General features: G+C 55.3%; 19 protein-coding genes. 9 read left to right on the forward strand and 10 right to left on the reverse strand.

Going from position 1 to position 14,830, the window contains the following annotated elements:
* Positions 1–186 precede the first annotated feature (186 nt).
* The 7 genes from EQV24_RS21525 to mdtH form a co-directional block, all read right to left on the reverse strand.
* Positions 187–300, reverse strand: coding sequence for a YceO family protein (locus tag EQV24_RS21525; RefSeq protein WP_020689623.1), 114 nt, complete (start codon positions 298–300; stop codon positions 187–189).
* A gap of 56 nt (positions 301–356) precedes the next feature.
* Complete coding sequence (solA, locus tag EQV24_RS21530) at positions 357–1,475, reverse strand: N-methyl-L-tryptophan oxidase (RefSeq protein ID WP_044158660.1); 1,119 nt, start codon at positions 1,473–1,475, stop codon at positions 357–359.
* Between the two features lie 116 nt (positions 1,476–1,591).
* Positions 1,592–1,846 carry a biofilm formation regulator BssS gene (bssS, locus tag EQV24_RS21535; RefSeq protein ID WP_008500827.1) on the reverse strand — a complete coding sequence of 85 codons (255 nt, stop codon included), beginning with the start codon at positions 1,844–1,846 and terminating at the stop codon, positions 1,592–1,594.
* 272 nt (positions 1,847–2,118) lie between these two features.
* Positions 2,119–2,364: a DNA damage-inducible protein I gene (gene dinI / locus EQV24_RS21540; protein ID WP_013097151.1), complete on the reverse strand. Its 246-nt coding sequence runs from the start codon at positions 2,362–2,364 to the stop codon at positions 2,119–2,121.
* A gap of 74 nt (positions 2,365–2,438) precedes the next feature.
* A complete protein-coding gene (gene pyrC, locus EQV24_RS21545; protein ID WP_020689622.1) occupies positions 2,439–3,485 on the reverse strand; it encodes a dihydroorotase in 1,047 nt (348 codons plus the stop codon).
* 127 nt (positions 3,486–3,612) lie between these two features.
* The gene (locus tag EQV24_RS21550; protein ID WP_013097149.1) at positions 3,613–4,173 is read right to left on the reverse strand and encodes a lipoprotein; all 561 of its coding nucleotides are present in this window, start codon (positions 4,171–4,173) and stop codon (positions 3,613–3,615) included.
* A 121-nt stretch (positions 4,174–4,294) separates the two neighbouring features.
* Complete coding sequence (gene mdtH / locus EQV24_RS21555) at positions 4,295–5,503, reverse strand: multidrug efflux MFS transporter MdtH (protein ID WP_023620180.1); 1,209 nt, start codon at positions 5,501–5,503, stop codon at positions 4,295–4,297.
* Between the two features lie 236 nt (positions 5,504–5,739).
* Between mdtH and rimJ the strand changes: the two genes are divergently transcribed.
* The 4 genes from rimJ (at position 5,740) to murJ (ending at position 9,575) form a co-directional block, all read left to right on the forward strand.
* Complete coding sequence (rimJ, locus tag EQV24_RS21560) at positions 5,740–6,324, forward strand: ribosomal protein S5-alanine N-acetyltransferase (protein ID WP_013097146.1); 585 nt, start codon at positions 5,740–5,742, stop codon at positions 6,322–6,324.
* 9 nt (positions 6,325–6,333) lie between these two features.
* Positions 6,334–6,984 carry a YceH family protein gene (locus EQV24_RS21565; protein ID WP_013097145.1) on the forward strand — a complete coding sequence of 217 codons (651 nt, stop codon included), beginning with the start codon at positions 6,334–6,336 and terminating at the stop codon, positions 6,982–6,984.
* Between the two features lie 2 nt (positions 6,985–6,986).
* Complete coding sequence (locus tag EQV24_RS21570) at positions 6,987–7,910, forward strand: Gfo/Idh/MocA family oxidoreductase (protein WP_130627034.1); 924 nt, start codon at positions 6,987–6,989, stop codon at positions 7,908–7,910.
* Positions 7,911–8,039: 129 nt separating this feature from the next.
* Positions 8,040–9,575, forward strand: coding sequence for a murein biosynthesis integral membrane protein MurJ (gene murJ / locus EQV24_RS21575; RefSeq protein ID WP_023620179.1), 1,536 nt, complete (start codon positions 8,040–8,042; stop codon positions 9,573–9,575).
* Between the two features lie 59 nt (positions 9,576–9,634).
* Here murJ and flgN read toward each other — a convergent pair whose 3' ends face one another.
* The 3 genes from flgN to flgA form a co-directional block, all read right to left on the reverse strand.
* On the reverse strand, positions 9,635–10,060 hold the full coding sequence (flgN, locus tag EQV24_RS21580; protein ID WP_028027944.1) for a flagella biosynthesis chaperone FlgN: 426 nt from the start codon (positions 10,058–10,060) through the stop codon (positions 9,635–9,637).
* A gap of 4 nt (positions 10,061–10,064) precedes the next feature.
* On the reverse strand, positions 10,065–10,358 hold the full coding sequence (gene flgM, locus EQV24_RS21585) for a flagellar biosynthesis anti-sigma factor FlgM (protein WP_130627035.1): 294 nt from the start codon (positions 10,356–10,358) through the stop codon (positions 10,065–10,067).
* Positions 10,359–10,451: 93 nt separating this feature from the next.
* Complete coding sequence (gene flgA / locus EQV24_RS21590; RefSeq protein WP_013097140.1) at positions 10,452–11,108, reverse strand: flagellar basal body P-ring formation chaperone FlgA; 657 nt, start codon at positions 11,106–11,108, stop codon at positions 10,452–10,454.
* A gap of 157 nt (positions 11,109–11,265) precedes the next feature.
* On the opposite strand from flgA, the gene flgB reads away from it, so the two are divergent.
* The 5 genes from flgB to EQV24_RS21620 are packed head-to-tail and all read left to right on the forward strand — an operon-like array spanning position 11,266 to position 14,823.
* Positions 11,266–11,685: a flagellar basal body rod protein FlgB gene (gene flgB, locus EQV24_RS21600; RefSeq protein ID WP_013097139.1), complete on the forward strand. Its 420-nt coding sequence runs from the start codon at positions 11,266–11,268 to the stop codon at positions 11,683–11,685.
* Positions 11,686–12,090 carry a flagellar basal body rod protein FlgC gene (gene flgC, locus EQV24_RS21605; protein WP_013097138.1) on the forward strand — a complete coding sequence of 135 codons (405 nt, stop codon included), beginning with the start codon at positions 11,686–11,688 and terminating at the stop codon, positions 12,088–12,090. It abuts the gene before it with no gap.
* 11 nt (positions 12,091–12,101) lie between these two features.
* A complete protein-coding gene (flgD, locus tag EQV24_RS21610) occupies positions 12,102–12,812 on the forward strand; it encodes a flagellar hook assembly protein FlgD (protein WP_130627036.1) in 711 nt (236 codons plus the stop codon).
* 26 nt (positions 12,813–12,838) lie between these two features.
* Entirely contained in the window at positions 12,839–14,047 is a 1,209-nt protein-coding gene (gene flgE, locus EQV24_RS21615; RefSeq protein WP_058684526.1) for a flagellar hook protein FlgE, read from the forward strand.
* Between the two features lie 20 nt (positions 14,048–14,067).
* The gene (locus EQV24_RS21620; RefSeq protein WP_013097135.1) at positions 14,068–14,823 is read left to right on the forward strand and encodes a flagellar basal body rod protein FlgF; all 756 of its coding nucleotides are present in this window, start codon (positions 14,068–14,070) and stop codon (positions 14,821–14,823) included.
* Positions 14,824–14,830: the final 7 nt, after the last annotated feature.

Genomic DNA, 14,830 nt, shown 5'->3' on the forward strand with positions numbered 1-14,830 from the left:
AAAAATGAACGGGAATAAATGATATTGCAACTGAAATAATTGAATATAGATTTTTATTTTATTTATTTCAGCGGTTTTGAAAATGATCCGCAAATGTAATTCAATCGCTTCGTCCAAGGCGGAATAAGCAGCAAGCAAAAGATTAAGCTAACCTAAAGTAATGTCAGTAATTGTCAGCTTCACTTTTCAGTAAAATACAATGTAAATAATATCAATGAGTGCCAGCAGCACCCATAATAAAATATAGAGCATAAAATGCTCACGAATGTTATTGATAAGAAAGCCAACGATCCTGCGCATAATGTCCCGTTTTCAGTCTGGAAAACGGGTTCCGGACGTCCGAAACCCGCGGCGGATTATCTGCTAAAACGCGAAAGTGAGAAGGGGGTGAGATCAAACTGCGGTGCGATCCCCTGGGCAAACTGCGCAGCGATTTCGCCCAGCACGGAGGCGAACTTGAAGCCATGACCACTGAGGCCAGTGATAAGCAGCGTGTTGTCATGCCCCGGCAGGGTGTCAATGATGAAGTCTTCGTCCGGCGTGTTGTCGTAGGTGCAGGCAGCACCATACAGTAAACCGCCTACGCCCGGCAGGATATTGCGCAGGAAGGTAAAGGCTTCGGAGCCATCCTGTGGGTATGCACCGAACGGTTTACGCTCTTCAGGGGAGGAGATCGCCTGCCCGCCATTGTGTTTTCCGATTTTGAGCGCGTCTTTCTCAGACGGGAAGCCGTAAAACTGATCGCCGTTCGGTAACTCCCCGGTAAATGCCGGGAATTTATTCTGTGCACTGTAACGGCCATCCGACTGGAACCAGGAGAAGACCTTGCGCACCGGCTGAACAGGCAGATCGGGCAGCAGACGGGTGACCCAGGTACCTGCGCTAATCAGCAGACGGGACGCTGAATATTCTCCGTCCGCAGTGGTGACCGTAACGCCGTCAGCGTGATGAGTGAGGGATTCCACCGGGCAGTTAAAGAGCTGAGCGCAGCCCGCTTTTTCCGCAAGATCGATCCAGGTTTTGATGGCCGTTTCACTGTGTAAGACCCCGGAGTTGGCTTCAAACAGGCCGATATAATCGTCCGGGACGGCAATCTCTGGCCAACGGGCCATGATGCCTGCCGCGTCCAGCTTCTCCACATCAAGATTAAACGCTTTCGCACTCTGTTCAACGTTGGCCAGAAAATCAGAGCGGGCAGGGCCCAGGTTGATGATGCCCGTGCGTTCGAAAATGCGTTCTTCCGTCAGCTTCGCCAGTTCATCCCATAGCGTCTGGGCGCGAAGCACCAGCGGAACATAGCGCTCGCCTTCACCATAGGCGTGGCGAATAAGCCGGGTGTCGCCATGATGGCTGCCCTCTGCATGGGGAGGACGGTGGGCATCGATCATCAGGACCTTCAGACCCGCTTGCGTTGCGTAATAACCGGCGGCAGACCCCACGGATCCGCTACCAATAATGATTAAGTCGTATCTCATATCCATCTCTCGAACTCACGCTTTGTTAGCAGAGTAATTAACTATGCGGGCTGACACAAGGGAGAAATAAATAAGGCACCCGGAGGGTGCCTGTTGAGCGAAGAATAGGTATAAACCTAGTGCCGTTTATACTCATTTTCCTGATAGTCGCCAGATTCTATTTTGGCAATACCTGCCTCTAAAATAGAAATAAACTGACGGGCGACGTCTGTTGTAAGCCACAGCGTCTGTCCAACTTCCGCTTCTTCACGGTTGAGTTGATTCGGGGTCTGGTAGTGCAAACGCAGCATCAGCGCATCGTAGCTATCTACGGTACTGATATCCCAGCCAACAAGCGGATGGGTCTGGATGACTTCGCTATTCTTTTCCATTATAACCCCCTTAATGCGTGTTAGAAGACAACGGCTCCGAGGTTCAATGCATGTTTTTCTGAAAGCATCTTCAGTATACAAGTAATAAGGGTTCGCAAGGGAAAAATAAACAGTTGGCAACACATTTTTCAGCTTTTTAGGATTGTTCGAACAATAAAACACCACCTTGTTCACGATTTTTAAATTTGTTGCCGAATTAATTTGAACGAACCGGATTTCAGACGAAAAAAAGCCGGGGCGACCCGGCAAAAAAGAACAATGAGGGAGCAAGATTAATCTGTGATGAACCAGTCGTCGGCGCTTTCCCAGGTTTCCTGCAGGATTTCGCTGATACGGTCTTTATCTTCTTTCGCGCCGCCAATGACGGAGAGGTTGTTTGCCGCCGCATAACGAACCGTTACGGCACCAGCGTTGTCAGGGAAAGTACTGTTAATACGGCGGGATAATTCACCGGCCAGCGCATCAAGCGCGCCAGCAGGCAGAACGGTTGTTTTGGCTATGGTGACTTCAATACGCATAAATGCCCCCTGTGTAATATACTGTTTATTTATACAGGTATATTATGGGTTTGACAACAAGGGGCACTGTTTTTTTAGCGTTTTACCGTCCAGTTGACGGTTTCACCGGCAAGGAATGGGATGAGCGTGTCATCCGTCAGCGGAATGGCCTCGTCCACGCGGCTCTCTTTACGCTCCAGTTCAATGAACGTTTCGTTGACCGGCAGCCCGTAGAAGCGTGGTCCATTGAGCGAGCAGAACGCTTCGAAATGTTGCAGGGCATTCATCTCTTCAAACACGGTGGCGTAGCTGGCGAGTGCGGTAGGGGCATTAAAGCAGCCTGCGCAACCGCAGCTGGCCTCTTTGCGGTGGCGTGCATGAGGCGCGGAGTCCGTGCCGAGGAAGGCGCGGGAGAAACCGCTGGCAACGAGTTCACGCAGCGCCTGCTGATGAACGTTACGCTTCAGAATGGGCAGGCAATAGAGATGCGGACGAACGCCGCCAACCAGCATGTGGTTGCGGTTAAACATCAGATGCTGCGGCGTAATGGTGGCGGCAATCAGTTCATTGCCATCGCGGACATACTCTGCGGCATCTTTGGTGGTGATGTGTTCAAACACCACTTTAAGCGCAGGAAGACGCTGGCGCAGCGGCTCCATTACGGTTTCGATAAAGCGGGCTTCACGGTCGAAGATATCAATGTCGGCGTGGGTCACTTCACCATGTACCAGCAGCGGCATGCCCAGTTTTTGCATGCGCTCCAGAACCGGCATGATGGCGTCAATACTGGTGACACCGTGGCTGGAGTTGGTGGTAGCGTTAGCCGGGTAGAGTTTCGCCGCGGTGAACACGCCTTCGTTAAAGCCGCGTTCCACTTCATTCGGATCGAGGGTGTCGGTCAGATAGCAGGTCATCAGCGGAGTGAAATCATGTCCTGCCGGCACGGCATCAAGAATTCGCTGGCGATAAGCCATAGCGGCATCAACGGTGGTGACTGGTGGAACCAGGTTAGGCATGACAATCGCGCGGCCATAAATTTCGCTGGTATACGGCACGACCGTTTTCAGCATATCGCCATCACGCAGATGGATATGCCAGTCGTCAGGGCGGCGGATTTTAAGAACCTGGGGTTGTGCAGTCATGGAAGCTCCGGCTTGTCAGGAATCAGTCATTAGGATGGCTGTTTTTGCCGGACACAAATCATAAGCGGAAACGTTTTCGTTTGCACACTTTTCCGTAAAAAAAAGGGCGCTTTTGCGCCCCTTCAGGTTAATCGGTGAATGGAATAACGATCTCTCCCGGTTTCACCTCGATGCCTTTGGCATATTTTTTCGCCAGCGCCTCACCCTTGCTCTTGTCTTCACTTAAGACATAGGCCGGCTGCTGGTTAAAGTAGTTGCGCAGGGACTGGTTCAGGTAGGGCATCAGGGTCTGCATCACCGGTTTCATCTTGTCCGGCGTGACGTCCGCGTCTACCACTTCCATCTCCTGCAGGAAGATGGCCCCTTTCTCTTTGTTAAAGACCGGCAGCGCCTTGAGCTTCAGCTTAATGTTGGCTTTCTGGTTACCGAAGAGAGAGGTCATATCGAGATTGGCATCCCCGGCGAGAGTGACTTTATTCGGCTCTTCGCGCCCAATCTGGCTGGTGAGATTGCTGAGGACGATATGCGCATCGGCAAGCCCCGGCACACCAATGTCTTTTGAAAAGTTATTATGTTTTTCCAGCGCCTGATTAATTTCCTGCTCACTGACGGTGTATTGCGTAAGCTGGTTACAACCTACCAGCAGGCCGCTGACAATGAATGCGGCGGCAATGACAATTTTTTTCATAGTGTTCCTCAACGAAAAATCGGCGCTACTGTCCTGTTACGCCAGTATGTCAGGGTGAAATAGCGGAAACCAGCAGAAAAAACTGATAATGGCGGCGGGAGAGGCCCCGCCGCAGGGAATATTATGCCCCAGGTTCGAGCATGCCGCTCGCGCTGCGCTTCTGGCTGAATTGCCACCACAGTGCAAGGAGCGTCATAAAGCCGACCACGCCGAGCATGACCCAGGGCAGTTCCGGCTGGCTTAGGGCTTTTCCGGCATCGAACAGCCAGCCGCCGCCGGCGTAACCCAATGCACCGCCAAAGGCCAGCCCCAGGCGGCTGAACCCCATATAGCTGCCGCGAGCGCGCGCGTCGGCAAGCGAGGCGCTCAGCGTTTCACGAGCCGGTTCGGCAATAATGGAGCCGATATAGAAGGTGCAAATCAGCGTAAACAGTTGCTGGAGCGAGTTCACCAGCCCGATGGGCATCATGCTGAGCGTCATCAATAACAGCCCTGCCATCAGGCGATGCTCCAGGCGAAAACGCCGTTCGCTCCAGCGGGCGATCGGGTAGAGCAGGGTCAGAGAGAGGCAGGCTTCTATGGCGTACATCCATTTTACGGCGGCCGGGGTGCCCGCAATGTCGTTTACCATGATCGGCAGCATTAGCATGACCTGAACGGCCAGCATGTAATACCCCGTAAGGGTCAGCACGTACGTAACAAAGCGTTTGTCTCGCAGCACGCGGCCAAGACCTTCGCGTACCGGGGCTTTGACCGTCGACAGTTTCCATGCCGGCAGAAACAGGGCATTAAAGAGCGCACACAGAATAAAGAGCAGCGCACCCGCCGCGCAGACCAGACGAAAGTCGTACTGCAACAGCCAGCTTCCCAGCAGGGCGCCAATCACCGCCCCGGCGCTGTCCTGCATCATCAAAATTGAGAAGAAGCGTCCCCGGTGCTGCGGACGAATGAGTTTAACCACCAGCGCGGTGCGCGGCGGGTCAAACAGGGTGCCACCGATACCGGAGAGGAAGCAGGAAAACCACAGCAGCCACGGCTCCTGGGCAATTGCCATGGTGGCGAAGCCTGCCGCGCGTAGCAGCATGCCCGTCACGATCATCGGTTTGGCACCAAAGCGGTCGGCGATGGCACCACCAAACACGCCCAGACCCTGCTGGACAAACTGGCGTAACCCGAGCGCGATACCGACCATCAGTGCCGCCCAGCCCATTTGATCGACAAAGCGGATCGAGATGAGGGGAAACACAACAAAAAAGCCGAGCACGACCAGCATGTTATCGACTAGCAGGAAATATTTACCCAGGCTCCTGGCCTGTGATACGCGGGACATTTTCCCTCCAGGGAAAACAGGATGGTGAGCACGCTAACATTCTGCGGTGTCGCCACGTTTTTTCCCACCCCCGCGCGTGACAATATTTTTTTATCAAAAGAGCGCTTTGATAGAGAGTTCTCATCGAAAAATGTGAAAAGAGGTCAAAATGGTATGTCACTGTTTTCACAGACGGCACAGGCGCAGGTATAGTAAAGCTAATGGGTAAGCAGAAGTGACGGGAAGGAGTGGTATCGATGTTTGGCTATCGCAGTAATGTGCCAAAAGTGCGTCTGACAACGGACAGGCTGGTTGTTCGTCTGGTGCACGAGCGTGATGCCTGGCGTCTGGCGGATTATTACGCCGAGAATCGCCAGTTTTTAAAACCCTGGGAACCCGTTCGGGATGAGAGCCACTGCTACCCTTCCGGCTGGCAGGCGCGCCTCAGCATGATTGCAGAATTCCACAAGCAGGGAAGCGCGTTCTATTTCGCGCTGCTGGATCCGGAGGAAAAAGAGATCATCGGTATTGCCAACTTTTCCAACGTGGTGCGCGGATCGTTTCACGCCTGCTACCTCGGCTACTCCATCGGCCAGAAATGGCAAGGGCAGGGGCTGATGTATGAGGCGCTAACGGTGGCGATCCGTTATATGCAGCGCACGCAACATATCCATCGCATTATGGCGAACTACATGCCACACAATCAGCGCAGCGGTAATTTGCTCGCGCGGTTGGGGTTTGAGAAAGAGGGGTACGCCAAAGATTATCTGCTGATAGACGGAGAGTGGCGCGACCACGTACTGACAGCATTAACCACCCGGGACTGGACGGCAGGCCGCTAAGGAGAAGAGATGAAATATCAGTTAAGCGCAACAGAAGCGCGTGTGATTGGCTGCCTGCTGGAAAAACAGGTCACCACGCCGGAACAGTATCCGCTCTCCGTCAATGCCGTGACGATGGCGTGTAACCAGAAAACCAACCGTGAGCCGGTGATGAATCTCGGCGAACATGAGGTGCAGGATATTCTCGATGAACTGGTTAAACGCCATTACCTGCGCACGGTCAGCGGTTTCGGTAACCGCGTGACCAAGTACGAGCAGCGGTTTTGCAATTCTGAGTTCGGCGATCTGAAGCTGAGTGCCGCCGAGGTGGCGGTGATCACCACGCTGTTACTGCGCGGCGCGCAAACGCCCGGTGAACTGCGCACCCGGGCCTCCCGCATGCATGAGTTCGCCGATATGCAGGAGGTTGAGCAGACCCTGGACGGGCTTGCCACCCGCGAGGATGGCCCTTACGTGGTACGTCTGGCGCGTGAGCCGGGGAAACGTGAAAGCCGCTATATGCACCTGTTTAGCGGTGAGGTTGATACGTCAACGGTGTTAGCAGATTCGGCTGCCCCCGCCGCGCATGACAGCCTCGCAGCACGCGTAGAGGCGCTGGAGGAAGAGGTGGCCGGGCTGAAACAACGCCTGGATGCATTGCTGGCACATTTAGGAGACTGACGGTGAAAAAATTACGCGTTGGCGTGGTAGGGCTGGGCGGTATTGCGCAAAAGGCCTGGCTGCCTGTTCTGGGGGCCGCGACGGACTGGACGCTGCAAGGGGCGTGGTCACCTACCCGCGAGAAGGCCGAGCGGATCTGCGAAACCTGGCGCATGCCGTATGCGGCATCGCTTCAGGATCTGGCGCGCGACTGCGATGCGGTCTTTGTGCACACCTCTACCGCCACCCATTATCAGGTGGTCAGCGAATTACTGAATGCCGGGGTCCACGTTTGTGTGGATAAACCCCTGGCGGAAAACATTCAGGATGCCGAACGGCTGATTGAACTCGCTGCACGCAAAAAACTGACGCTGATGGTGGGTTTCAACCGCCGTTTTGCGCCGCTTTACCAGCAGTTGAAGGCCCGGTCTGGTGGGCTCGCGTCCCTGAGAATGGACAAGCATCGTACCGACAGCGTTGGACCGAACGATCTGCGCTTTACCCTTCTGGATGATTACCTGCACGTAGTAGATACGGCGCTCTGGCTAACCAACGGGCAAGCCCAGCTTAAAAGCGGCACCCTGTTGACCAACGATCAGGGCCAGATGGTTTACGCTGAGCACCATTTTGCTCTTGAGCATCTGCAGGTCACCACCAGCATGCATCGCCGGGCCGGCAGTCACCGGGAATCTGTGCAGGCGGTCACGGATGGTGCCCTGTATGACATTACCGACATGCGCGAATGGCGCGAAGAGAAAGGCAGCGGCGTGGTCACGCTACCGGCGCCTGGCTGGCAAAGCACCCTTGAGCAGCGCGGCTTTGACGGATGCGCCCGCCACTTTATCGCCTGTGTGCAAAATCAGACGGTTCCGGAAACATCCGGTGAGCAGGCCATCATGGCACAACGCATTGTTGAGCGGCTCTGGCGAGAGGCCATGAGCGAATAATTCTCTGTAACATCTGCCGATAGTAATTCCCTTAAATCCGGGTAGACTAAGCGCCGTTTGTTGGTTTCAATGGGTGGCGCTTTCGCTTACCCGTTCTGGAAATCCGTAGGGTTGTGGGAATTCTCATTAATGAACTTATTAAAATCGCTGGCGGCAGTCAGCTCGATGACCATGTTTTCCCGCGTGCTGGGTTTTGCGCGCGATGCGATTGTGGCAAGAGTATTTGGTGCAGGGATGGCAACGGACGCCTTTTTCGTCGCGTTCAAATTGCCGAATTTATTGCGTCGCATTTTTGCCGAGGGGGCATTTTCCCAGGCATTCGTTCCTATCCTGGCGGAATATAAAAGCAAGCAGGGTGAAGACGCCACGCGCGTGTTTGTCGCTTACGTTTCAGGCCTCCTGACGCTGGCCCTGGCGATCGTAACGGTGCTCGGGATGCTGGCTGCGCCCTGGGTGATTATGGTGACGGCACCCGGCTTTGCGGACTCGGCAGATAAATTTGCCCTGACCACTCAACTGCTGCGTATTACCTTTCCTTATATCCTGCTGATCTCCCTGGCCTCGCTGGTGGGGGCAATCCTCAATACCTGGAACCGTTTTTCCGTTCCGGCCTTTGCGCCAACCTTCCTTAACATCAGCATGATTGGCTTTGCGCTGTTCGCCGCGCCCCATTTCAACCCGCCGGTGCTGGCGCTGGCCTGGGCGGTGACGGCAGGTGGCGTGTTGCAACTGGCGTATCAGCTGCCGCATCTGAAGAAAATCGGCATGCTGGTTCTGCCGCGAATTAATTTCCGTGACGCCGGTGCGATGCGCGTGATTAAGCAGATGGGGCCTGCCATTCTCGGGGTTTCGGTTAGCCAGATCTCGCTTATCATCAACACTATCTTCGCCTCTTTCCTCAAATCCGGTTCCGTTTCGTGGATGTATTACGCGGACCGTTTGATGGAGTTTCCCTCCGGGGTGTTGGGGGTGGCGCTGGGGACTATTCTCCTGCCGTCGCTGTCGAAAAGTTTTGCCAGCGGAAACCATGACGAATATTGCCGTCTGATGGACTGGGGGCTGCGTCTCTGCTTCCTGCTGGCGCTGCCGAGTGCGGTAGCGCTGGGGATCCTCGCGCAGCCGCTGACCGTTTCCCTGTTCCAGTACGGCAAATTCACCGCTTTTGACGCGTCGATGACGCAGCAGGCGCTGATTGCCTATTCGGTGGGGCTGATGGGGCTGATCGTCGTTAAAGTGCTGGCACCAGGGTTCTACTCGCGCCAGGACATCAAAACGCCGGTGAAAATTGCCATTGTGACGCTGATTATGACTCAGCTGATGAACCTGGCCTTTATTGGCCCGCTGAAGCACGCCGGTCTAGCCTTGTCTATTGGTCTTGCGGCCTGTCTCAACGCCGGGCTGTTGTACTGGCAGTTGCGTAAGCAGGATATCTTCACGCCGCAGCCGGGCTGGAAAAGCTTCTTTGTGCGTCTGATCGTTGCGGTGCTGGTTATGGCAGCGGCGTTGCTTGGCATGCTGCATGTCATGCCGGAATGGTCGCAGGGCACCATGCTTTACCGTCTGATGCGGCTGATGGCCGTTGTGGGTGTTGGGGTTGTGGCCTACTTTGCGACGCTCGCGGTGCTGGGCTTCAAAGTGAAAGAGTTTGCCCGCCGTACCGCATAAACGCCAAAAGGGGAGTTCACCTTAGGGTGCTCCCCGCTGCCTGATTTGTCGCCTGGGCTTCAAATCGAAATCTTTTTCCCGCCCGTGACACGTGCCGTTGATGTTTGACCATCCGCACCGTACAGCCCGGGCTCTTTATGCGGCTTTAACACCTCAAGCGCTTGCTGATTACGCTCAATCTGGCCTTCCAGCAGCCAGCCGTTGTGCTGATTGAGATGGCGCAGATGCTGGGTTTTTTCTGTAATGGTCTGCCAGCGTTCTACAATATCGTCATTCGCACTGCGCTTAGGATCTTGCTCAGCGCGACGCTGTTGTTCCAGATAATCCAGCGTCGCCAGAAGCGAACTTTTATCTTCCGTAATACGCTGCAACGCGCTGCCGTTGATCTGACCGGAAGAGAGGTGCTGTTGCTCCGCGTCCATGACCGTTTTCAGGTCGTTCAGGACAACCGTCATTTGATCCAGTATTTCTGACAGTCGACTCATACGGTTAGTTACTCTGTAAGAAACTCTGTGCTTCCTGAATCAGGGCGTCAGCAATTTTGCTGGTATCCATCTTCAGCTCACCATTACGAATAGCCGTTTTCAGCGCTTCCACGCGTTCCATATTGATATCGCTGCTGCCTGGCTGCATCAGTTTTGCCTGAGCATCGCTCAGGGTGACGCTGGTGCTGTTGGACGTTGACGGTTTTTCCACACGCGTTTTCTGCGGCATGGCGTCATTCGTTTCGCGAGGCTGTACAGCGCTTACCGGCTTCAGGGCTGATGTACGATCAATGCTCATAGTGTTGTCCTCATCGAGGGTTCGCGGCGTTGGCGCCTGACATCATCATTAGTTGATTATTTATCGGCAGTCGCAGCGATTTCTTTAAAAAGATTATAGGTTAATCAGAATATTCCCATCAGAATCGACGGTTCCGCTAACCACCTGGCCTGAGGACATCCTGACGCGGGCATTTTGTGCCACCGCGGCATTGTTTAATGCCTTCCCTTCACTGTTTATCTGAAAACCATCGCCGTTGGCCACCACCATCACCTGCTGACCCGCTTTAACCCGCCATGCCTGACGCAGCATGGAGAGCTGTATCGGCTGGCCTGGCGCGACATCACGCAGGCTGACGGCATCCTGTGCCTGGTTAATGTCAAGCATGGTGCGCGGCGGAAGCTGATCCAGACGACCGCGTTTCAGAGTCACGCTGCTGGCGTGCAACATGCTGCCGCGAGCAATGGGAACGGCGGCCACAACATAATTGCCCGTCGCCTGTACCGCAACCTGTAAATAGCGTTTTTCACCCGGACAGCGCGCCAGCACGTTCACGTTCCCCCACAGTTTTGTGGTGCCCGTTACGCTGAACGACGGCTGCTCACAGGAGGGATAGAGATTAGGTGGCGTGCGCACGGTGACGTTGACTTCATCGCTAAAGCCCGCCAGTTGCTGAGCAAAGAAAGCCGTCAGTTGATCCTGTACTTCAGCCTGTACCAGGGGGCTGAAAAGCAGGGCCGTAGCCACCAGGCCGCGTTTTAACGTTTGCATCGCACATTCCACCGTTACCCGAATTGAGAGGATTCTACCTGCAGTGGTTTTGCATCAACGGAATAAATAGCGACGCATTTTGCGCTTATTCCGTCGATAGGGGGGACGGGGTGAGATTTAAGCTGTGAACTGAAATTTTGCCATCAGCGGAGGAGACATGCTCGATAAACTCGACGCCGCGTTACGTTTTCAGCAGGAAGCGCTCAATTTACGCGCCCAGCGGCAGGAGATTTTAGCCGCCAATATTGCCAACGCCGATACGCCAGGGTATCAGGCGCGCGATATTGATTTTTCCAGTGAGCTTAAAAAAGTGATGGAGCGTGGACGTGCAGAAGGGAGCGGTGTCGCGCTCGCTCTGACCTCCTCACGCCATATTCCTGCTCAGGCGATGACGGCGCCCACGACCGATTTACTTTATCGCATTCCCGACCAGCCTTCACTCGACGGTAACACCGTGGATATGGACCGGGAGCGTACGCAGTTTGCCGATAACAGCCTGAAATACCAGATGGGCCTGACCGTACTCGGCGGACAGATCAAAGGCATGATGAACGTCCTGCAGGGGGGCAACGGATAAATGGCCTTGCTGAATATTTTCGATATCGCCGGCTCGGCGTTAACCGCGCAGTCCAAGCGCCTGAACGTGGCTGCCAGTAACCTGGCGAACGCCGACAGCGTGACCGGACCTGACGGACAGCCTTATCGTGCAAAGCAGGTGGTGTTCCAGGTGGATGCTGCACCAGGCGCGGCGACGGGCGGGGTGAAAGTCTCTGACGTGGTGGAAAGCCAGGCACCGGACAAGCTGGTGTATGAGCCCGGCAACCCGCTGGCGGATGCGAACGGCTACGTGAAAATGCCAAACGTGGATGTGGTGGGGGAGATGGTGAACTCCATGTCCGCCTCACGTAGCTACCAGGCAAACGTCGAAGTGCTTAATACCGTGAAGAGCATGATGCTCAAAACCCTCACTCTCGGCCAGTAAAGGAGACATGCATGTCCATCGCCGTTAATGTGAATGATCCAACGAACTCGGGCGTCAGTGGCGCCAAAAGTACGACGGGTTCCAGCTCCCTGACGGGAAGTAACGCCTCCGATCTGCAAAGCAGCTTTCTGACGCTGCTGGTGGCACAGCTGAAGAACCAGGATCCCACCAACCCCATGCAGAACAACGAACTGACCACGCAGCTTGCGCAGATCAGTACCGTCAGCGGCATTGAGAAACTCAATACCACCCTCGGCTCTGTTTCCGGGCAAATTGATAACAGCCAGTCCCTGCAGGCTGCGAGCCTGATTGGTCACGGGGTGATGATCCCGGGCACCACGATCCTGGCGGGCACCAGCACCACCGAAGGCAATACGACCACCACCACCACGCCGTTTGGCGTTGAGCTGCAGCAGGCGGCCGACAAAGTCACCGCGACGATCACCGACGCTACCGGCGCCGTGGTTCGCACGATTGATATCGGCGAACTGAAGGCGGGCGTTCATACCTTTACGTGGGATGGCAGCCTGACCGACGGCACCAAAGCGCCAAACGGTTCTTACAAAGTGGCAATCAGTGCCAGCAATGGCTCTACCCAGCTGGTGGCTCAGCCGCTGCAGTTTGCGCTGGTTCAGGGTGTCATTAAAGGTAGCGATGGCAACAAACTGGATTTGGGTACTTCTGGTACCACCACACTCGACGAAGTTCGGCAGATTATCTAAGCCTTAACACTTATCAGGAGTAAGTCATGGCCTTTTCTCAAGCGGTCAGCGGCCTGAATGCTGCGGCCACCAACCTGGACGTCATTGGCAACAACATCGCCAACTCCGCGACCTATGGTTTTAAATCCGGTTCTGCTTCATTTGCAGATATGTTTGCCGGTTCCAAAGTGGGTCTGGGCGTAAAAGTTGCAGGCATTACCCAGGACTTTACCGACGGCACCACCACCAATACCGGTCGTGGCCTGGACGTTGCCATCAGCCAGAACGGTTTCTTCCGTATGGTCGATGCTAACGGCTCGGTGTTCTACAGCCGTAACGGCCAGTTCAAGCTGGACGAAAACCGTAACCTGGTGAACATGCAGGGGATGCAATTAACCGGTTATCCGGTTGCCGGGACGCCATCAACGGTTCAGACCGGTGCGAACCCACAGCCTATTAATATCCCGACCACGCTGATGGCCGCGAAGGCCACCACCACGGCTTCCCAGCAGATTAACCTCAACTCCACCGATACCGCACCGACCACCGCCTTTGATCCGGCCAACCCGGATACCTACAACAAAAAAGGTACGGTCACCGTCTTTGACAGTCAGGGTAATGCGCACAACATGAACCTGTTTTACGTCAAAGATGCGACCCCGGCTAACTCCTGGAAAGTGTATGCCCAGGACGGTAGCGTGGCAGGCAGCACGGCCTCTCTCGCCACGACGCTGACCTTCAACAACAACGGTACGCTGATCGGCGGTGGCAACATCAACCTGACTACCGAGACCATTCCTGGTGCTACGCCTGCGACCTTCGCCATGAGTTTTGCGAACTCCATGCAGCAGAACACCGGTGCGAACAACATCGTTGGAACCAGCCAGAATGGTTTTAAACCGGGCGACCTGGTGAGCTACCAGATCAACGACGACGGCACCGTGGTCGGTAACTACTCCAACGAACAGACCCAGGTTCTGGGCCAGATCGTGCTGGCAAACTTCGCCAACAACGAAGGTCTGAAGTCTGAAGGTGATAACGTCTGGTCTGCCACGCAGTCCTCCGGCGTCGCGCTGCTGGGTACCGCGGGTTCCGGTAACTTCGGTACGCTGACCAACGGTGCGCTGGAAGCGTCTAACGTCGACCTGAGTAAAGAGCTGGTGAACATGATTGTCGCGCAACGTAACTATCAGTCGAACGCGCAGACCATCAAGACCCAGGATCAGATCCTTAACACGCTGGTTAACCTGCGTTAAGCGGCTAACAGGAAAGCGCAATGGATCACGCAATATATACCGCGATGGGCGCGGCAAGTCAGACGCTCAATCAGCAGGCCGTTACCGCCAGCAACCTGGCGAACGCCTCTACGCCGGGGTTCCGCGCACAGCTCAATGCGCTGCGTGCGGTGCCGGTAGAAGGGTTGTCCCTGCCGACGCGTACGCTGGTGACCGCCTCCACGCCGGGTGCAGACATGACGCCAGGGCAGATGGATTACACCGCCCGCCCGCTGGACGTTGCTCTGCAGCAGGACGGCTGGCTGGCCGTGCAAACGGCAGACGGCGGCGAAGGCTATACCCGCAACGGTAATATCCAGGTCAGTGCCACAGGCCAGTTGACGATTCAGGGGCACCCGGTAATGGGTGAAGCGGGTCCGTTGACGGTGCCGGAAGGCTCAGAGCTGACCATCGCCGCAGACGGTACCATCTCCGCCTTGAACCCCGGCGACCCGGCCAATACCGTTGCGCCCGTCGGGCGTCTGAAGCTGGTCAAAGCGGATGGCAAAGAGGTGCAGCGTGGTGATGACGGTATGTTCCGTCTGACCCAGGCGGCTCAGGCCACCCGTGGCGCCACGCTTCAGGCCGACCCGACCATTCGAGTGATGTCCGGTGTTCTGGAAGGCAGCAACGTCAAGCCGGTCGAAGCCATGACCGACATGATCGCCAGCGCCCGTCGTTTTGAAATGCAGATGAAGATTATCAGCAGCGTTGATGAAAACGCGGGCAAAGCTAACCAACTTCTGGCTATGAGTTAACAGGACT

The organism is Enterobacter sp. A8, from assembly GCF_004296595.1.
GTDB lineage: Bacteria > Pseudomonadota > Gammaproteobacteria > Enterobacterales > Enterobacteriaceae > Enterobacter > Enterobacter cloacae.